18 protein-coding genes are annotated in these 17,762 nt (G+C 75.1%); 11 read left to right on the top strand and 7 right to left on the bottom strand.

The window, feature by feature from the left end; translation table 11 throughout:
- Positions 1-21 precede the first annotated feature (21 nt).
- Together Asera_RS20280 and Asera_RS20275 are read left to right on the top strand one after the other, a co-directional pair.
- On the top strand, positions 22-633 hold the full coding sequence (locus Asera_RS20280) for a hypothetical protein (protein WP_157034629.1): 612 nt from the start codon (positions 22-24) through the stop codon (positions 631-633).
- Between the two features lie 59 nt (positions 634-692).
- Complete coding sequence (locus tag Asera_RS20275) at positions 693-1,529, top strand: hypothetical protein (protein WP_030444643.1); 837 nt, start codon at positions 693-695, stop codon at positions 1,527-1,529.
- A gap of 90 nt (positions 1,530-1,619) precedes the next feature.
- On the opposite strand, the gene Asera_RS20270 is transcribed toward Asera_RS20275, so the two are convergent.
- Both Asera_RS20270 and gndA read right to left on the bottom strand, forming a co-directional pair.
- A complete protein-coding gene (locus tag Asera_RS20270) occupies positions 1,620-2,363 on the bottom strand; it encodes a dienelactone hydrolase family protein (RefSeq protein WP_030444644.1) in 744 nt (247 codons plus the stop codon).
- A gap of 3 nt (positions 2,364-2,366) precedes the next feature.
- Positions 2,367-3,806, bottom strand: a complete 1,440-nt coding sequence (gndA, locus tag Asera_RS20265) for an NADP-dependent phosphogluconate dehydrogenase (RefSeq protein WP_030444645.1) — start codon at positions 3,804-3,806, stop codon at positions 2,367-2,369.
- Positions 3,807-4,047: 241 nt separating this feature from the next.
- Here gndA and Asera_RS20260 point away from each other — a divergent pair, with 241 nt between their 5' ends.
- The gene (locus Asera_RS20260) at positions 4,048-5,271 is read left to right on the top strand and encodes a CapA family protein (RefSeq protein ID WP_084130935.1); all 1,224 of its coding nucleotides are present in this window, start codon (positions 4,048-4,050) and stop codon (positions 5,269-5,271) included.
- 15 nt (positions 5,272-5,286) lie between these two features.
- Here Asera_RS20260 and Asera_RS20255 read toward each other — a convergent pair whose 3' ends face one another.
- The gene (locus tag Asera_RS20255) at positions 5,287-5,544 is read right to left on the bottom strand and encodes a hypothetical protein (RefSeq protein ID WP_051801706.1); all 258 of its coding nucleotides are present in this window, start codon (positions 5,542-5,544) and stop codon (positions 5,287-5,289) included.
- Positions 5,545-5,633: 89 nt separating this feature from the next.
- Here Asera_RS20255 and hrpB point away from each other — a divergent pair, with 89 nt between their 5' ends.
- Positions 5,634-8,105 (top strand): ATP-dependent helicase HrpB, encoded by a 2,472-nt coding sequence (gene hrpB / locus Asera_RS20250; protein WP_030444648.1) that lies wholly within the window; start codon positions 5,634-5,636, stop codon positions 8,103-8,105.
- A 100-nt stretch (positions 8,106-8,205) separates the two neighbouring features.
- On the opposite strand, the gene Asera_RS20245 is transcribed toward hrpB, so the two are convergent.
- Positions 8,206-9,243 carry an App1 family protein phosphatidate phosphatase gene (locus tag Asera_RS20245; protein ID WP_035295402.1) on the bottom strand — a complete coding sequence of 346 codons (1,038 nt, stop codon included), beginning with the start codon at positions 9,241-9,243 and terminating at the stop codon, positions 8,206-8,208.
- Positions 9,244-9,322: 79 nt separating this feature from the next.
- Complete coding sequence (locus tag Asera_RS20240) at positions 9,323-10,573, bottom strand: helix-turn-helix transcriptional regulator (protein WP_051801707.1); 1,251 nt, start codon at positions 10,571-10,573, stop codon at positions 9,323-9,325.
- A 149-nt stretch (positions 10,574-10,722) separates the two neighbouring features.
- Here Asera_RS20240 and Asera_RS20235 point away from each other — a divergent pair, with 149 nt between their 5' ends.
- Genes Asera_RS20235 through Asera_RS20225 form a run of 3 tightly spaced genes read left to right on the top strand, consistent with a single transcriptional unit; the run spans position 10,723 to position 12,433 of the window.
- On the top strand, positions 10,723-11,331 hold the full coding sequence (locus Asera_RS20235) for a hypothetical protein (RefSeq protein WP_030444651.1): 609 nt from the start codon (positions 10,723-10,725) through the stop codon (positions 11,329-11,331).
- Positions 11,328-11,666, top strand: a complete 339-nt coding sequence (locus Asera_RS20230) for a transcriptional regulator (RefSeq protein WP_030444652.1) — start codon at positions 11,328-11,330, stop codon at positions 11,664-11,666. The genes Asera_RS20235 and Asera_RS20230 overlap by 4 nt, the downstream gene beginning before the upstream one ends.
- Positions 11,667-11,710: 44 nt before the next feature.
- Positions 11,711-12,433, top strand: a complete 723-nt coding sequence (locus tag Asera_RS20225; protein ID WP_030444653.1) for a PP2C family protein-serine/threonine phosphatase — start codon at positions 11,711-11,713, stop codon at positions 12,431-12,433.
- Here Asera_RS20225 and Asera_RS20220 read toward each other — a convergent pair.
- Positions 12,378-12,875, bottom strand: a complete 498-nt coding sequence (locus Asera_RS20220) for an HAD family hydrolase (RefSeq protein ID WP_280529766.1) — start codon at positions 12,873-12,875, stop codon at positions 12,378-12,380. The genes Asera_RS20225 and Asera_RS20220 overlap by 56 nt on opposite strands.
- Positions 12,876-13,135: 260 nt before the next feature.
- The gene (locus Asera_RS20215; RefSeq protein ID WP_030444656.1) at positions 13,136-13,879 is read right to left on the bottom strand and encodes a GntR family transcriptional regulator; all 744 of its coding nucleotides are present in this window, start codon (positions 13,877-13,879) and stop codon (positions 13,136-13,138) included.
- 218 nt (positions 13,880-14,097) lie between these two features.
- On the opposite strand from Asera_RS20215, the gene Asera_RS20210 reads away from it, so the two are divergent.
- The 4 genes from Asera_RS20210 to Asera_RS20195 are packed head-to-tail and all read left to right on the top strand — an operon-like array spanning position 14,098 to position 17,756.
- A complete protein-coding gene (locus Asera_RS20210) occupies positions 14,098-15,087 on the top strand; it encodes a Gfo/Idh/MocA family protein (RefSeq protein WP_030444657.1) in 990 nt (329 codons plus the stop codon).
- Positions 15,084-15,938 (top strand): TIM barrel protein, encoded by an 855-nt coding sequence (locus tag Asera_RS20205; protein WP_030444658.1) that lies wholly within the window; start codon positions 15,084-15,086, stop codon positions 15,936-15,938. The genes Asera_RS20210 and Asera_RS20205 overlap by 4 nt, the downstream gene beginning before the upstream one ends.
- Positions 15,935-16,888: a 5-dehydro-2-deoxygluconokinase gene (gene iolC, locus Asera_RS20200; RefSeq protein ID WP_211255479.1), complete on the top strand. Its 954-nt coding sequence runs from the start codon at positions 15,935-15,937 to the stop codon at positions 16,886-16,888. The genes Asera_RS20205 and iolC overlap by 4 nt, the downstream gene beginning before the upstream one ends.
- The gene (locus tag Asera_RS20195; RefSeq protein WP_030444660.1) at positions 16,881-17,756 is read left to right on the top strand and encodes a Cgl0159 family (beta/alpha)8-fold protein; all 876 of its coding nucleotides are present in this window, start codon (positions 16,881-16,883) and stop codon (positions 17,754-17,756) included. The genes iolC and Asera_RS20195 overlap by 8 nt, the downstream gene beginning before the upstream one ends.
- Positions 17,757-17,762 lie beyond the last annotated feature (6 nt).

The following is a 17,762-nucleotide window of genomic DNA, read 5'->3' as shown; positions in this document are numbered from 1 at the left end:
GCACCCCAGGTGCCCGACCCGGTGCGGCGCCGACTTCTCGCCGCCGGTACGGAGCCCGCCACGGTGCTGCTGACCGCGATCGTCGCCGTGCTGTTCGGGATCGGCGGGCTCGCCATCCTGCTGTCCGGCGCCCGGCCGAACGGCGCGTCGCCGCTGTTCGGCGCGGTGGCCGGCGACGGCGGGCTGCTCGTCGCGCTGGTCGCCGGGCTGGTCGCGGTGCGCGGCGCGGTCAGCCTGCGCCGCGAGCGCGCGGCCGAGTCCGCCGGCGTCCTGTTCGGCCGCCGCCGACTCGCCGCGCTGACCGCCGCCGACCCGGCGGCGGCGGCGCTGCTGCTCGCCGCGCAGCAGACGATCGACGCGATCCGCGCCGGTTCGGAGACCCTCGACGAGGCGTCGCTGCGCCGGATCGAGTGGGCGGTGGTGACCACCGCCGCCGACTGCGGCGCCGATCCGGCCAGGCATGCCGCCCTCGCCGACGAGGTACGCCGGTTGGAACGGCTGGCGTCCACCGGGCCCGCGCCGTCCGGGTCGGCGCCGTCGCTCGCCGCGCTGTCCGACGAGCTGGACCGGGCCGGCCTCACCGCGAGCGAACTGCGGCGATTGACCGGTGGCGACCGGGACCGGACCGACTGACGTTGTCTGCGTCCTTTAGGGTGTAGCGACTTCGACGTCGTCGCAGCAAGGAGCCTGCCATGGCATCCGCACAGAGCCTGCTCGTGATCGAGCGCATCCTGCGAGACCGGTCCGGAGTCTGGGAGCAGATCCGGGACGACCGCGACCTCGGCCCGCTGATCGGGCAGCTGTTGGCCTCCGCGGCCATCTCCCTCGCCCTGTACGGCGCGGTGCTCGGCGCCTCCAACGGGGCGCTGCAGGCGGTCGCCTCCGCGGTGAAGCTGCCGATCCTGCTGCTCGTGACGCTGGTGATCTGCCTGCCGACGCTGTACCTGTTCAACCTGGTCTTCGGGGCCCGGCTGTCGATCCGGCAGGCGGTGGCGCTGGTCTCGGTCGCGGTCACGGTGATGTCCACGCTGTGCCTGGCGTTCGCGCCGATCAGCCTGTTCTTCCTGGTGACCGCGCCGCACTACTCCTTCTACAAGCTGCTCAACGTCGCGATCATGACGCTCACCGCGTTCGTGGGGCTGAAGTTCCTCGTCGGCGGCATGCGGTCGATGAACCAGCCGGTGGGGGTACCGGCCGTGTCCGTGCCCGCCGGGCAACCCGTTGCGGTGCAACCGGTCCCGGCGATGGCCGGCGCCGGGAACCACGGGGAGCCCGTGGCGTTGCCGGCCGCCGGCGCCCCGACACCGGCCAACGGCGCCGCCCCGGCGCGACCGGTACCACCGGCGCCGGAGCGGCAGGCGAGCATGGCGCTGCTGTACGTCTGGATCGTGGTGTTCGGCTTCGTCGGCACCCAACTGGCGTGGACGCTGCGGCCGTTCGTGGGCAGCCCGGGCGAGCCGTTCGCGATCTTCCGGCACATCGAGGGCAACTTCTACGTCGACATCGTGCGCACGTTGTTCGGCCTCTGAGCCAGGTGCGCCGCCCGCACCGGAGACGGTGCGGCGGGGACCACCCCGAGGTGACCCCCGCCGCCCCCGAGGTGACCCCCGCCGCCGTCGTCAGCTCAGGTGGCGGCCGTAGAAGTCGAGGATCTTCGACCACCCGTCCACCGCCGCCTCCGGCCGGTACCGGGGGCCGTCGACGGAGAAGAACGCGTGGCCGGCCCCGTCGTACGAGTGGAACTCGTGCGGTTTGCCGAGCCTGGCCAGCTCCTTCTCCAGGGTCGCCACCTGGTCGGGGGACGGATACTGGTCGTCGTTGCCGAACAGGCCCAGCAGCGGGCAGCGCAGGTTCGGCGCCTGGTCGAGGATCTCGGTGGCGCGCAACGGGGACCCCTCCGGCGGGTTGCCGACCACGAACGCGCCGTAGCAGTCCACCGCGGCGTCCAGGTCGACGTTGGCCGCGGCAAGGAATGCCTGCCGGCCGCCGGAGCAGAACCCGATGCACCCGACCTTGCCGTTGCTGCTGGTCTGCTCGCGCAGGTACGCGGCGGCGCCGGCGACATCGCCGATCAGCTGCTCGTCGGAGATCCCGCCGTCCTCGCGGACCAGCTTCGCCGCCTCCTCGTGGGACAGCCCGGCGCCCTGCCGCGAGTACAGGTTCGGGCAGACCGCGAGGTAGCCCTCGGTGGCGAACCGGCGCACCGTCTCCTTGGTCTCCCGGTCGTACCCGGGCAGGTGGTGGATCACCACCACGGCGCCGAACGGGCCGGGGCCGAGCGGGCGCGCCTGGTACGCCTCGATCCGGTCACCGCCGTCACCGCCGATGGTGACGGTCTCCGCCTGGATTGCGTCGTAGCTCAACTGCTACACCTCGTGTTCCGCTGCGTCGCGGGTGGCCCACTCGGTATGGAAGGTGCCCGGGCGGTCGACCCGCTGGTAGGTATGCGCCCCAAAGTAGTCCCGCTGGCCCTGCACCAGCGCGGCGGGCAGCCGCTGCGCCCGCAGAGCGTCGTAGTACGACAGGGCGGAGGAGAAACCGGGCGCCGGGATGCCGAGCCGGGCCGCGGCGGCGACCACGGACCGCCAGGAGTCCTGCGCGTCGCGTACCGCCTCGGCGAAGCCGCCGTCGGTCAGCAGCGTCGGCAGCGCCGGGTCCTTCGCGTACGCGGCGCGGATATCGTCCAGGAACGCGGCCCGGATGATGCAGCCGCCACGCCAGATGGTGGCCACCGCGCCCAGGTCGATCGGCCAGTCGTACTCCGCCGCGCCGGCCTGGATCTCGTTGAAGCCCTGCGCGTACGCGACCACCTTGGAGGCGTACAGCGCCTGCTCGATGTCGGCGGCCAGCGTCTCGGCGGCGGCGCCGGTGATCGGCGCGCGGACCGGGCCGGGCAGCCCGCGGGCCGCCTCGCGCAGCGCCGCACCGCCGGACAGCGACCGGGCGAACACCGCCTCGGCGATGCCGGTGGTCGGCACGCCCAGCTCCAGCGCGGTCTGCACGGTCCAGCGGCCGGTACCCTTCTGCTCCGCCTGGTCGACCACCACGTCGACGAACGGCTTGCCGGTCGCCGCGTCGACGTGCCCGAGCACCTGCGCGGTGATCTCGATCAGGTACGAGTCGAGCCGGCCGGTGTTCCAGTCGCGGAAGATGTCCGCGATCTGCGCCGGTTCCAGCCCGAGCGCGTGCCGCAGCAGGTCGTAGGCCTCGGCGATCAGCTGCATGTCGGCGTACTCGATGCCGTTGTGCACCATCTTGACGAAGTGGCCGGCGCCGTCCGGTCCGATGTGCGTGCAGCACGGGGTGCCGTCCACGTCGGCGGCGATGTCGGTCAGGATCGGCCCGAGCGACGCGTACGCCTGCTTCGATCCGCCGGGCATGATGCTCGGGCCGTGCAGCGCACCCTCCTCCCCGCCGGACACGCCGGTACCGACGAAGTGCAGGCCCTGCTCGCGCAGCGCCTTCTCCCGGCGCCGGGTGTCGGCGAAGTGCGCGTTGCCGCCGTCGACGATCATGTCGCCCTCGTCCAGCAGCGGGGTGAACTCGTCGATGACCGCGTCGGTCGGCCCACCCGCCTTGACCATCACGATCAGCTTGCGCGGCCGCTCCAGCGCGGCGACGAACTCCGCCGCCGAGCCGGTCGGGACGAAGGTCCCCTCGTCGCCGAACTGCGACACCAGGTCGTCGGTGCGTTGCTGGTGCCGGTTGTGCAGGGCCACCGTGTGTCCGTGCCGGGCCAGGTTGCGGGCCAGGTTTCGCCCCATCACGGCCAGGCCGGTCACCCCGATGTTGGCTTGCTCGCTCATCTCGTCGCGCCTTTCGCCGGCGTGGCCGGAGGTGCCGCGACCCCCGTCGACGCCGAGTCGTCCTGCCTGCGGTCGGTGTCGGGGCGGGCTCGGTGAGCCTGCCTCGTTGCGCTCCAGACGTCGATGTCTGCGGCGACCCTACCCAGGGTGCCGCGCGGGGTGGACGTGCTTCCCAGGATCCGGCTGCGGGGAAAATCACCGAATCGCCGCGGCGCGGCAATGGTGTCGGTACGGTTGGCCGATGTCGCGACGCGCCTGGACTGCCGCCCTGCGGGGTGCGGTCCCGACCGGGGCCAGCCGGGCGCGCCGGACCTGGCAGCGCAGCTGCACGATCGTCGCTGCTGCGGCGGCGGTGGTGGTCATCGCCGCCGCGGGTTGCGCGGCGGACGGGCCGCGGACGGTCTCCCCCGCCGCCTCCTCACCGGCACGCTCCGCCGCGCAGCCCTCTCCCTCCGGCCCGCGCCAGGTCACCGTGCTCGGCGCCGGTGACGTGCTGGTCCACCCGCCGGTGTGGCAGCAGGCCCGCGCCGACGGGCACGGCCGGATGGACTTCCGCGACATCTTCGCCGGGGTACGCCCGGCCGTGTCCGGGGCGGATCTCGCGATCTGCCACCTGGAGACGCCGCTCGCCGGCCCCGGCGCCGCGCCGCGGGGCTGGCCCCGGTTCGCCGCCCCGCCGCAGGTGCTCGACGCGGTACGGGCCACCGGGTTCGACGACTGCTCCACCGCCTCGAACCACTCGTACGACCAGGGCAGCGCGGGCGTGCGCGACACGCTCGCCGCACTGGACGCCGCGCACCTGCACCACGCCGGTACCGCACGCAGCGCCCGGGAGGCCGCCCGCACCGACCTGATCGACGTGCCCGGGGTGCGCATCGCGGACCTGTCGTACACGTTCGGGCTCAACACCGGCCTGTCGCTACCGGCCGGACAGCCGTGGTTGGTGAACATCACCGACGTGCACCGGATCCTGACCGCCGCGCACGCCGCCCGGGCCGCCGGCGCCGACATCGTGCTGCTGTCGCTGCACTGGGGCACCGAGTACCGGCAGCAGCCGACCGACGAGCAGCGCGCCCAGGCCCGTACCCTGCTCGCCTCGCCCGACGTGGACGCGATCCTCGGCTGCCACGCCCATGTGGTGCAACCGTTCCAGCGCATCGGCGGCAAGTGGGTCGTGTACGGGATGGGCAACGAGATCGCCCGGCACGAGGACCCGATCGCGGCCAGCCGGGAGGGTGTGATGCCGCGGCTGACGTTCACCGAGTCGGCCGACGGTCACTGGCGGGTCAGCCACGTCGACGCGGTGCCGACCTGGGTGGACATCTCCCCGAAGATCCGGCTGGTCACCCTGTCCACCGCGCTGGCCGGTCACCCGCCGGCCGCGCGACGCTCGGTCTACCAGCGCGAGTACGACCGGATCGGCGCCGCGGTGAACGCGCTCGGCGCGCACGTGCCGCTGGCCTGATCGCGCCAGGCTCGGTTACTCGAACAGCGAGTGGCGCTTGCCGTGCTCGGCGCGGCGGCGCTGGCGGCGCCGGTACTGCACCCAGGCGGCGTTGCCGAGGGCAACGACCGCGACGGCGGCGAGGACCACGCCGGGCAGTACCCGGCCCAGTACGAAGGCGGCGACCGCCGCGCCACCGGCGACGACGAACCCGAACAGCGCCAACGCCAGGCGCAGGTTCAAGGCACTGTGTGCCGGCGGCCCGAACGGCAGATCGCCCCGTGGCCGCGTCATACCTTGATGGTTCCCGAGAGCGCCGGGGGCAAACCTCGCGCCGGCCCCCGACCCCGCCTGTCCGGCGGGCGGTGCGGCAGACTGGCCGGATGCTGCCCGCCGAGCCCGACCTGCCGATCCGGTCGGTGCTTCGCGAGCTGACCGACACGCTGCGAGCGGCCGGGAGCGCGGTGCTGGTGGCGCCGCCCGGCACCGGCAAGACCACGCTGGCGCCGCTGGCGCTGGCGGACGCTCTCGAGGGTCGGGTCGTGGTGGCCGAACCGCGCCGGGTGGCGACCCGGGCCGCGGCCCGGCGGATGGCCGACCTGCTGGGCGAGCCGGTCGGCGATCGGATCGGGTACGCGGTGCGCGGCGAGCGCCGGGTCTCGGCTCGGACCCGGGTCGAGGTGGTCACCACCGGCCTGCTGGTACGCCGGCTGCTGCGCGACGAGGAGCTGCCCGGCGTCGCCGCGGTGATCCTGGACGAGTGCCACGAACGGGCCGTCGATTCGGACCTGGCGCTGGCGTTCACCACCGACGTGCGGGCCGTGCTGCGCGAGGATCTGTGGCTGCTCGCCACCTCGGCCACCGCGGACGTACCGGCGCTGCGCTCGGCGCTGTCCGCACCGGTGGTGACCGCGTCGGCGGCGCTGCATCCGGTGACCCCGGTATGGTGCCCGCCGCCGGCACCGGTCCGGCCGCCGCTCGGGCTGCGGGTCGATCCGGCCCTGCTCTCGCACGTGGCGGCCACGGTGCGCCGGGCGCTGGCCGAGACCACCGGCGACGTGCTGGTGTTCCTGCCCGGTACCGGTGAGATCCGCACCGTCCACTCCGCACTGTCCACTGTGGATGCCGAGGTGGCGGAGCTGCACGGGCGGCTCCCGGCGGCGGCCCAGGATGCGGTGCTGCGGGGTGGTTCCGGCCACCGTCGCGTGGTGCTCACCACCTCGGTCGCCGAGAGCAGCCTGACCGTCCCGGGGGTACGGGTCGTCGTCGACGCCGGCCTGGCCCGGGTGCCCCGGGTGGACCTGGCCCGCGGCCTCGGCTCGCTCGCGACCGTACCGGTGTCTCGCGCCGCCGCCGAGCAGCGGGCGGGCCGGGCCGGGCGCCAGGGCCCGGGTACCGTCTACCGGTGCTGGTCGGCGGCGCAGCACGAGCGGCTGCCGGCCCGGCCGGAGCCGGAGATCGCGGTCGCCGATCTCACCTCGTTCGCGCTGGACCTGGCCTGCTGGGGGCGGCCGGACGGGACCGGCCTGGCGCTGCCCGAGCCGCCACCGGCCGGTGCGATGGCGGTGGCCACCGAGACGCTCCTCGCGCTCGGCGCCGTCGACCCGCAGGGCCGGGTGACCGACCGGGGCCGTGCGCTCGCCGCCGCCGGTACCCACCCGCGGCTGGCCCGGGCGCTGCTCGACGGCGCGCCGCGACTGGGCAGCCGGCGTACCGCGGAGCTGGTGGCGCTGCTGGCCGAGCCGGACAGCGCCGGAGGCGACGACCTGGCCGCCGCCCGCCGAGCGGTCGAGCGGGACCGGCGCGCGTCCGGCTGGCGGGCCGAGGCGCACCGGTTGCAGCGGGCCGCGCCGCGCCACCCGGACACCGGCGTCAGCGCCGAGGCCGCGGCCGGAGTCGTTGCGGCACTGGCGTTCCCGGAACGGATCGCCCGGCGACGAGACGGCGAGACGGGCAGCTACCTGATGGCCGGCGGTACCGAGGCGCAGCTGTCGCCGGGCTCGGGACTGCACGGCGCCGAGTGGCTGGCGATCGCCGTCGCGGACCGCCCGGTCGGCCGGGCCGCCGCCCGGATCCGCCTCGCCGCGGCGATCGACGCGGACACCGCCGCCGAGATCGGCGCCGCGCTGCGACACACCGAACAGCGGATCGGCTGGTACGACGGCGATGTGCGCGCCGAACGGACCGAGCGGCTCGGCGCCATCCCGCTGTCGGTCCGGCCGATCCGGCACCCGGACCCCACCGCCGTGCACGACGCGCTGCTCGCCGGCCTGCGCGCAGAGGGACCGCAACTGCTCCGGTTCGGCCCGGGAGGCACCGCGCTGCGGGACCGGATCGCCTTCTGCCGCACCGTGTTCGGCGCGCCGTGGCCGGACGTCTCGGACGCCGGGCTGGTCGCCGACCCGGACCGGTGGCTGGGTCCCGAACTGGCTCGGGCCCGCCGCCGGGCCGACCTGGCCCGCGTCGACGCCGGTGCCGCGCTGCGCCGGCTGCTCGACTGGCGCCAGACCGCCGAGCTGGACCGGCTCGCGCCGGAGCGGGTCGCGGTGCCCAGCGGCTCGGCGATCCGGGTCGACTACACCGATCCGGCCGCGCCGGTACTCGCGGTGAAGGTACAGGAGATGTTCGGCGCGGCGGAGACCCCGCGCATCGCTGCCGGGCGGGTACCGCTGACGCTGCACCTGCTGTCCCCCGCCGGCCGCCCGACCGCGGTGACGAGCGACCTGGCGTCCTTCTGGCGAACCGGCTATCCGGCGGTACGGGCCGAGCTACGCGGACGCTACCCGCGGCACCCGTGGCCGGCGGACCCGACCACCGCACCGGCGACTCGCCGTACCAACCCGCGCCGGAGGTGACCGGCGGACGGCCTGCCACCCCGCGCGACCGGGTCGCATGGACGGCCGCCCGCCGGCGATGGCGCGCGCGACCCCGGGCCGAGGGCCCGATCTGCTGCGGTCAGTCGGGGAGCAGGCCGGCCTCGCGCAGCAGGGTGGACAGGCCGGCGCCGTCCGGGGCGGACAGCCAGGTCAGGTCCTGACCGTGCGGCGCGCCGTGCGGTGCGGGCAGGCCGCGGGCCAGCAGCGACTGGGTGGGCGACAGCCGCCGGATCGCCACCGCCGCCACGTGGTCGCCGAACTCGGCGGCGAACTCCGCGTACAGCTGCTCGTCGTGCTGGCCGTCGTCGCCGATCAGCAGCCACCGGATCGACGGGAACTCCGTCGTCAGCCGGCGCAGCGTGTCCCGCTTGTGCTCGCGCCCGCTGCGAAACCACGAGTCGGTGGTCGGGCCCCAGTCGGTCAGCAGCAGCGGGCCGGCCGGGAACAGGTGCCGGGACAGGAATCGGGACAGTGTCGGCGCCACGTTCCAGGCGCCGGTGGACAGGTAGAACACCGGCGCGCCGGGATGGCCGGTGGCGAGCCGCTCGTACAGCACGGCCATCCCGGGCACCGAGGCGCGCGCGTGCTCGTCCAGGACGAACGTGTTCCAGGCGGCGAGCAGCGGCCGGGGCAGCGCGGTCACCATCACCGTGTCGTCCACGTCGGACACGATGCCGAACCGGACGTCCGGGTCGACGACCCGGACCGGCGCCGGCACCGCGGCGGTGCCCTCGCTCTCCAGCATCACCTGGTCCCAGCCGGGCGTCAGCTCCGCGTCGACCCGCAGGTCGACGAACCCGCCGCGGTCGGTGAGCGCCTCGACCCGCCGCTGACCCGCCACGATCGTCACCGGCACGCCCTGCGCCGGGACCGACGTGAAGCTGCGCCAGCCGCGTACCTTGCGGTGCTTGGTGCGGGGCCGCGGCGGGCGGGGGTCCGGCGGGCGAAGCAGCACCCGGCAGATCACCCGGGCCCAGCCCGGCGCACCGTAGCCGGCGTAGGGCACGATCATCGTGCGCCAACCGCGCTGCCGGAGGCGACGCTCGGCGAGTGCACGCATCGAGTCCGACACCCGAGCGGCCCGGTGCATCGGCGTCTCGTCGGTCCTCGTCGACATCTGGTCAACCCTGCCACATCGACCTGAACGACCACCGCAACCCGCCGGCGGCCGGTCGATCGACGCGTACCGGCGAGCCTCAGGTGGCGTCCAGGACACCGTGCCGCAGGGCGAACAGGGCCACCTCGGTACGGGAGACGGCGCCGGTCTTGCGCAGCACGTTGGACACGTGCACGGTGGCGGTCCGTACCGAGATGTCCAGTGCGCGGGCCAGCTGGCGGTTGGTCATCCCGTCGGCGAGCAGCCGCACCACGTCGCGCTCCCGCGCGGTGAGCGACGCCCACCGGCGGGCGGCGTCGTCGTCGGGGTCGGAGCCGGCCGCGGCGGCCCGGGCGGCGGCCACCGCCGAGCGCAGCGACGGCAGCGCGGCGGCGGCCAGGCACTCGGCCAGGATCGGCTGCCCGAACCGCAGCCCGCCGTCCGCGTCGGAGCGCAGGACGCCGCTCTCGACCAGCCGGTCGACGGCGGTGTCGGCTGCCGCCGGAGCGTCGTGAGCCGGTACGAACCGGGCCAGCGTCGCCGGCTCCACCGGCTCGCCGAGCAGCGCCGCCGCCTGCGCGAGCCGGACCAGACCGGCCGGCACCCGGTCGGCGGCGAGCGCCATCAGCTGGTCACCGGGCGGGCCGGTCAGGTCGGCAGCGGCGACCAGCTCGGTCAACCAGAACGGGTTTCCGCTGGTCCGGCGCCACACGGTGGCGGCGAGATCCGCCCCGGCCGGATCCGGCAGGGCCGCCGCGACCTGCTGGACCGTCAGCGGCGCGAGGTGCAGCCGGGTGGTGCGGTCGGTGCCGCACAGCCGGGCCAGGACCCGGCCGGCGAGCCCGCGCGAGGTGCGGGCGGTGACGAGCAGCAGCACCGGCAGGTCGGGGGCGGTGGCCAGTTCGCCGACCACCTCCAGGCTGGCCGGGTCGAGGTCGTGCAGATCCTCCACCACCAGGACGCCGGGGCCGGTGCGGTGCAGCGCCCGGATCGCGTCGACCGCGGTGCGCAGCAGCGCCTCCGGCGCGAACCGGCGCGTGGCCGGCTCCGCCCGCTGGGTCAGCCAGGCGAGCGCATCGTCCGAGATGCCGAGTTCGCCCGCCGCGCGCCCGCTGAGCGCCGACGCGGTCAGATCGTACGGGGCGGGCCGGTGGGCGCGGGCCTGGCCGGTGAGCACCGAGCCCGGCGGCGGCGCCAGCGCGGTCACCGCCTCGGCGGCGAGCCGGCTCTTGCCGACACCGATCCCGCCGGTGACCACCACGATCCGGCAGCGGGTCGGTTCGCTGCGTAGCGAGCGCCAGGCGGCTGCCACCGCCCGCATCTCGTCCGTACGCCCGACCAACGGCAGCACCGGCCCACCTCCGCCCGTCCACTCTAGAAGGCCCACCGGGCCGCCCCAGAGGTCGCGGTACTCGGTCTCGCCTCGACTTGCGTACAGCGAGTACTCTCTACTACAGAGTTATCTGCGAGACCGAGAAGCCGACGCGAAGAAGGGCAGCCATGGAGAGCACCACCGACCCGGCCCAGCTCGTCCCCGAGCTGGGCCGGCTGCGCGCCCGGGTGCGCGCCGACCAGCGAGCCACCTCCGCACCACTGGTGGTGTTCGGCGTGCTCATCCTGCTCTACCCGGTGCTCGACGGACCGCTGACGGGCCAGCTCGCGGCCGGCGGCCGGCACCTCGCCCTGCTGGCGTACTGGCCGATCACGACGGCCGTCGGCCTCGGCGCGCTGTGGTTGGCGGCCCGGCGCCGGGCCCGGCGCGACGGCGTCGGCGAGGGCCGCCGCACCTACCGGCATGCCACCCGGCGGTACCTGATCGCGCTGCTGCTGGTCGTCCTGCTGTTCCTGCCGGTGCTGTTCGTCGGGGTGTTCGCCCCGCTGGTCTGGCCGGCCGCGGTGCTCGCCGCGCTCGGCTGGTGGCAGCACGACGCGCAGCTCGGCCGCTGGGCGGCGGTCACCGGCGTGCTCGGCGGTACCGCCGCGATTCTCGCGGTCGCCACCGCCGGCTCCGGCTGGCTGTGGCTGGCGTGGCTCGGCGACGGGCTGCTCGGCATGGCCATGATCGGCGGTGCCGCGCTGGCCCGGCGACGAGAGCTCGCCGCCGGATGAGCACCGACCCGGGCCCGCACCCGGCGCTCGACCTCGACGACGCGGTGCACCAGAAGACCCGGCTCGCCCTGCTCACCGTGCTCGACGAGGCGGAGCGGGCCGACTTCCCCTACCTGAAGCGCACCCTGGCGCTGACGGACGGGAACCTCGGCCGGCACCTCGACGTGCTCGCCAAGCAGGGGCTGGTCGAGCTCACCAAGGGGTACGAGGGACGGCGGCCGCGCACCTGGGCGGTGATCACCCCGGCCGGCCGGCGGGCCCTGGCCGCCGAGATGCAGGTACTGGAGGCCTTGCTGCAGCGGTTCCGCGGCACCGGGCCGACCGGTACTACGTAGAAGTACGTACAGACTCCGGGCGCGGCCGCCGGCAGGGTGGGGTGGTGCGACCTGCCACGCGTTCCGCGACCGCGAGCCACATCGGCCTGGTGTACGACCACAACGAAGACTGTGCGTACACCGGCCGCCGGCTGTTCGCGATCGCCGACGGGGTGGGCGGCGAGGCCGCGGGCGAGGTGGCGAGCGCGCTCGCGATCGAGGCGGTGCGCGCCGCCGACACCCGTACGCCACGGTTGGATGCGCTCGTCGCCGACGCCAGCCGCCGGCTCGCCGCCGCCGTCGACGCGGAACCGGCCCACGCCGGCATGGCCACCACCCTGACCGTGCTGGCGCCGGAGCGGGACGCGGTCCGGCTCGCGCACCTCGGCGACTCCCGCGCGTACCGGCTGCGCGACGCCGAGCTGACCCAGCTGACCAGGGACGACACGTTCGTCCAGCAGCTGGTGGAGAGCGGCCACCTGGCCGCGGCCGACATCCCGCGCCACCCGCACCGCTCGGTGGTCACCCGGGTGCTCGACGGCCGGCCGGTACCGGCCTGGCACGCCCGGCTGCCCGCCACGCCGGGCGACCGGTACCTGCTGTGCAGCGACGGGCTGTCGGACGCGGCGAGCGCCGACGACATCGCCGACGTGCTGCGGGACGAACCGTCGCCGCGCCGGGCCGCCGACCGGCTGATCGAACTGGCGCTCGCCGGCGGCGGCCCGGACAACGTCACCGTCGTGGTGGTCGACCTGGAGCCGGTCCGCCGCTGGCCGTGGCACCGTTGACCGGCCGACCGCCAGTGGCCGTCGCGTTGTCGACCGGCCGACCGCCGGTGGCCGTGGCGTCGTCGACCGGCGGGTCGACGGTACCGGCCGACCGCTCGGCGAGCAGCAGCGCAACCAGCTCGGCGATTGCGGTACCGCAGGGGCCGACGACGACGTCCGCGGCGCGCTGCGCGGCCGGGTCGCCGTCGCCGACCGCCGCGCCGAGCCCGGCGGCCCGAAGCAGCGGTACGTCGTTCGGGTTGTCGCCGATCGCCGCGACCCGGGCCAGCGGTACGCCGCAGCGATCGGCCAGGTGGCGCAGCGCGCTGCCCTTGTCGACCCCGGCCGGCAGCACCTCCAGGTAGGTTGGCTCGGACCGGACCAGCCCGACCGTACGGTCGATGTCGGACACCCGCCGCTCCAGCCCGGTCAGCTCCGCCGGCGAGGTGGCGACCAGCATCAGCTTGGTGACCGGCGGTCGCGGCGGCGCCAGCGCGATTCCGTTCGCCCGGGCATACCCGCGCCGCCGGCCGCCCGGAACTCCGCCACCGCCGCGGCGTCCCGCTCGGCGATCCGTTGCGAGCGGTCGACGAGCGTGCCGTCCAGGTCCGAGACCAGCCAGCGGTCACACGCCCCGTACATGGAGGAACCCCCTGTCCCACAACAGATCCCCGATCATCGCGGCGAGCCGTCCCTCGCGCGGCGGCCGGCCCGCGCGGCGACTCAGGGCGCCATCAGGGTCAGCTCGAAGGTGTACCGGGAGGCGCGGTAGAGATGCGAGCCGTACTCGACGGGCACCCCGCCGGCGTTGTAGGCCACCCGGGTCATCGCGAGCAGCGGCGCGCCCCGCGGCTCGTCCAGCACCCGCGCCTCGGCGGTGGTGGCGCGCCGGGCGCCGATGGTCTGGTCGGCCACCCGCAGCCGGATCCCCGCAGCCCGCAGGGCCGCGTACAGGCCGCCGGTGACGAGCTGCTTGCGGGTCAGGTCGGCCACCGCCACCGGCAGGTGGTTGCGCATCAGCGCGAGCGGCTCACCGGCCGCGAAGCGCAGCCGCTCCAGGTAGGTCACCTCGGCGCCGGGGTCGATCCGCAGCGCGGCCGCGACCTGCTCGTCGGCGGTGCGGCGCTCCAGCGTGAGCAGCTCGGTACGGGGCTGCTGGTGCGCGCCGTCCAGGTCCTCGTACAGGCTGGTCAGCTCCAGCCGGCGGCGCACCCGGTCGTGCACCACCTGGGTACCGACGCCGCGCTTGCGGGTGAGCATGCCGCGGTCCACCAGGTGCGCGATGGCCTGGCGCATCGTCGGGCGCGACAGGCCGAGCTCGTCGGCGAGTTGGATCTCGTTGTCCAACCGGCTGCCGGGGGCGAGCTCGCCGTTCTCGATCAGCTCCTCCAACCGTGACGCGACCTGGAAGTAGAGCGGGATCGGGCTGCTGCGGTCGATCGTGATCAGGTCGGTAACGCGGGTCACGTCGGGCTCCTCCTGCTGTCCGCGGCGGTTCGCACCGTCGCCTCCCACCTGTTCGGGATTACAGAATATTAGTACGTCCGTATGTCCTAACAAATGCTTGACGGGCCGGCTCCGGCCGGGATACAAACAGTCGCGGAACGGCAGCGGCCCGGCCGGCTGCCGCTCCGCCACCCTCAGGGCCCGCGAGCTCGCGGCACATCGCAGGAAGGCAGCAACGCATGCGCATCGGACTCGTCGGGGCGGGCCGTATCGGCGCCTGTCACGCCGACAGCCTCAGCCACCTGGACAGCGTCGACGAGGTCCTGCTCGCCGACCCCGATCCGGTCCGTCTCGAAGCCGTCGCCGCCGGCACCGGGGCCCACCCGGTACGGATGGCCGAACTGCTCGAACGCGCCGACGGCGTCGTCGTGGCGACCCCGACCGGGACCCATCCGGAGCTGATCCGGCGGGTTGCCGGCGCCGGCCTGCCGATCTTCTGCGAGAAGCCGGTCGCCGCCGACGTCGCCGAGACCCGGGCCGTGCTCTCGCACGTCGCCGCGGCCGGGGTCGCGCTGCACGTCGGCTTCCAGCGCCGGTTCGACGCCGGCTTCGTCGCGGTCCGCGAGGCGGTCCGGGCCGGCCGACTCGGCCCGCTGCACACCGTCCGCGCCTGCACCAGCGACCCGCGCCCGCCGAGCCCGGACTACCTCGCCCACTCCGGCGGCATCTTCCGGGACTGCGCGGTCCACGATTTCGACGCGGTCCGGTGGATCACCGGGCAGGAGGTGGTGGAGGTCAGCGCGGTCGGCGGCAACACCGGCGAGCCGCACTTCGCCGAGTACGGCGACGTGGACACCGCCATCGCCGTCCTCACGCTGTCCGACGGGTGCCTGGCCAGCTGCACCACCACCCGGTACAACGGCGCCGGCTACGACGTGCGGCTGGAGGCGTGCGGCCGGGACGGGACGCTCGTTGCCGGGCTGGACGGGCGCGCGCCGCTGCCGTCCGCCGAGCCGGGCGGACCCGTGCCGGCCGCGCCGTACCAGGGGTTCGCCGACCGGTTCGCCGCCGCGTACTGCGCCGAGCTGGCCGCGTTCGTCGAGCTGGTCCGGGGCGAGCGGGAGTCGCCCTGTACCGGCACCGAGGCGCTCGCCGCGCTGCTGGTGGCCGAGGCCGCCGAACGGTCCCGGCGGGAACACCGGCCGGTCGCGGTGAAGGAGGCGGCGTGACGCGGATCGCCGCGGCCCCGATCTCCTGGGGCGTCTGCGAGGTACCGGGCTGGGGGCACCAGCTCGCGCCCGACCGGGTACTGGCCGAGATGGCCGCGCTGGGGCTGACCGCCACCGAGTTCGGGCCGGACGGCTTCCTGCCGGTGGCCCCGGCCGAGCGCGCCGCGGTACTCGCCGAGTACGGGATGGTCGCGGTCGGCGGGTTCGTGCCGGTGCCCCTGCACACCGGCGAAGCGGTCGCCACCGCGACGGCGCACTTCCCGGCGTTCCGCGCGGCCGGCGCGGACACCCTGGTCCTGGCGGCGGCGACCGGCACCGACGGGTACGACACCCGGCCGCGGCTGACCGCCGAGCAGTGGCGCACGCTGCTGGCGAACCTGGACACGATCGCGGCGCGCGCCACCGACACCGGGCTGACAGCGACGCTGCACCCGCACGTCGGCACGCTGGTGGAGAACGCCGCCGAGGTCGACCGGGTGCTCGACGGCAGCACGATCGGGCTCTGCCTGGACACCGGCCACCTACTGGTCGGCGGGGTGGATCCGGTGGCGTTGAGCCGATCGGCGGCCGACCGCATCGCCCACGTGCACCTCAAGGACGTGGACGCCACGCTCGCCGCGGCGGTGCGCGCGGGCACGGTGCCCTACAGCACCGCGGTACGCGACGGGCTGTACCGGCCGCTCGGCGCCGGTGACGTGGACGTGCCGGCGATCGTCGCCGCGCTCGCCGGCTACACCGGCTGGTACGTGCTGGAGCAGGACGTGGTGCTCGCCGCCGAACCGGGACCGGGCGCCGGCCCGGCCGGCGACGTCGCGACCAGCCTGGACCACCTGCGAAAGGTACTCTCGTGACCGGATTCGAGGTGCTGGCGGTGGGCCGGCTCGGCGTCGATCTGTACCCGCAGCGCATCGCCACCCCGCTGGCGCAGGTGGAGCAGTTCGGCCGCTACCTCGGCGGTACCGCGGGGAACGTGGCGGTGGCCGCGGCCCGGCACGGCCGCCGGGTGGCGCTCGTCTCGCGCACCGGGGCGGACCCGTTCGGCGAGTTCCTGCACAGCGCGCTGCGCGGGTTCGGGGTGGACGACCGGTGGGTGACGCCGGTGGCCGGGCTGCCGACGCCGATCACGTTCTGCGAGATCTTCCCGCCGGACACCTTTCCGATCTGGTTCTACCGCTATCCGTCGGCACCGGATCTGCAGATCGAACCGGCCGAGCTCGACCTCGACGCGGTACGGGCGGCGCGGGTGCTGTGGCTGACCGGTACCGGACTGTCCGCGCAGCCGAGCCGGGCCGCGCATCACGCGATGCTCGCGACGCGGGACCGGCGGCCGTACACGGTGCTGGACCTGGACTACCGGCCGACGCTGTGGCCGGACGAGGACAGCGCGCGGCGCGAGATCGGTGCGGCGGTGCGACGCGTCGACGTCGCGGTGGGCAACCTGGCCGAATGCGAGATCGCGGTCGGTGAGAGCGACCCGGAGGCGGCGGCCGAGGCGCTGCTCGCCGCCGGGGTCCGGCTCGCGGTGGTCAAGCAGGGCCCGGCCGGCGTGCTGGCCCGTACCGCCACCGAGCGGGTGCAGTTGCCGCCGCTGCCGGTGGAGGTGGTGAACGGGCTCGGCGCCGGCGACGCGTTCGGCGGCGCGCTGTGCCACGGCCTGCTGGCCGGGTGGCCGCTCGCGGACACGATCGCGTTCGCCAACGCGGCCGGCGCGCTCGCCGCCGGGCGGCTCGCCTGCTCGGTCGACATGCCGTACCCCGCCGAGGTGACGGCGCTGCTGGAACGGATGACCCCGGATGCCTGACACCATGCGGGCCCGGCTGGTGCGTACCCGCGCCACCGCGCCGGACGCGGTGTGCACCGCCGCGGCGAACCGCCCCCGCGGGCCGGAACTGGCGCGGCGGGGCAGGTTCCTGCTCATCGCCGCCGACCACCCGGCGCGCGCGTCGCTGACCGTACGGGGGCGGGCGAACGCCATGGCCGACCGGGTCGACCTGCTCGACCGGCTGCTCGTCGCGCTGTCCCGGCCCGGAGTCGCCGGAGTGCTCGGTACCGCCGACATCCTGGAGGACCTGCTGCTGCTCGACGCGCTGGCGAACAAGATCGTGGTCGGCTCGATGAACCGGGGCGGCGTGCCCGGCACGGTGTTCGAGATCGACGACCGGTTCACCGCCTACGACGCGGACACGATCACCGCGATGCGCTTCGACGCCGGCAAGATGCTGCTGCGCATCGACCCGGACGACCCGGCCACGGCGGGCGCGCTGGAGCGCTGCTCGCAGGCCGTGTCGGCGCTCGCGGCGCGCCAGCTGGTCTCCATGGTGGAGCCCTTCTGGGTACGCCGGGACGCCGCCGGGGCGCGGGTCAACGACCTGTCCACCGACGCGGTGATCCGGTCCGTCGCGGTGGCGCAAGCGCTGGGCAGCCGGTCGGCGTACACCTGGCTGAAGCTGCCGGTGGTCGACGACATGCCGCGCGTACTGGCGGCGACCACGCTGCCGGTGGTGCTGCTCGGCGGCGACCCGCACGGCGACCCGGACCGGACGTACGCGGCGTGGCAGCGGGCGCTGACCGACGAGTCGGTGCGCGGCCTGGTCGTCGGCCGCGCCCTGCTGTACCCGCCGGACGACGACGTCGCCGCGGCCGTCGACACCGCCGTCGGACTGTTGTGAGGGGAC

The sequence above is a fragment of the Actinocatenispora sera genome (assembly GCF_018324685.1).
In the GTDB taxonomy this organism is placed as follows: Bacteria; Actinomycetota; Actinomycetes; order Mycobacteriales; family Micromonosporaceae; genus Actinocatenispora; species Actinocatenispora sera.
The sequence above is the reverse complement of the archived record's forward strand: the minus strand, read 5'-3'. Positions and strand labels throughout refer to the sequence as shown.

Bases quoted from the DNA above. Each gene is read 5' to 3' on its own strand.
- gndA (WP_030444645.1), bottom strand. From the start codon at position 3,806: ATGAGCGAGCAAGCCAACATCGGGGTGACCGGCCTGGCCGTGATGGGG.
- Asera_RS20260 (WP_084130935.1), top strand. From the start codon at position 4,048: ATGTCGCGACGCGCCTGGACTGCCGCCCTGCGGGGTGCGGTCCCGACC.
- Asera_RS20210 (WP_030444657.1), top strand. From the start codon at position 14,098: ATGCGCATCGGACTCGTCGGGGCGGGCCGTATCGGCGCCTGTCACGCC.
- Asera_RS20235 (WP_030444651.1), top strand. From the start codon at position 10,723: ATGGAGAGCACCACCGACCCGGCCCAGCTCGTCCCCGAGCTGGGCCGG.
- hrpB (WP_030444648.1), top strand. From the start codon at position 5,634: ATGCTGCCCGCCGAGCCCGACCTGCCGATCCGGTCGGTGCTTCGCGAG.
- Asera_RS20255 (WP_051801706.1), bottom strand. From the start codon at position 5,544: ATGACGCGGCCACGGGGCGATCTGCCGTTCGGGCCGCCGGCACACAGT.
- Asera_RS20245 (WP_035295402.1), bottom strand. From the start codon at position 9,243: ATGTCGACGAGGACCGACGAGACGCCGATGCACCGGGCCGCTCGGGTG.
- Asera_RS20275 (WP_030444643.1), top strand. From the start codon at position 693: ATGGCATCCGCACAGAGCCTGCTCGTGATCGAGCGCATCCTGCGAGAC.
- Asera_RS20230 (WP_030444652.1), top strand. From the start codon at position 11,328: ATGAGCACCGACCCGGGCCCGCACCCGGCGCTCGACCTCGACGACGCG.
- Asera_RS20195 (WP_030444660.1), top strand. From the start codon at position 16,881: ATGCCTGACACCATGCGGGCCCGGCTGGTGCGTACCCGCGCCACCGCG.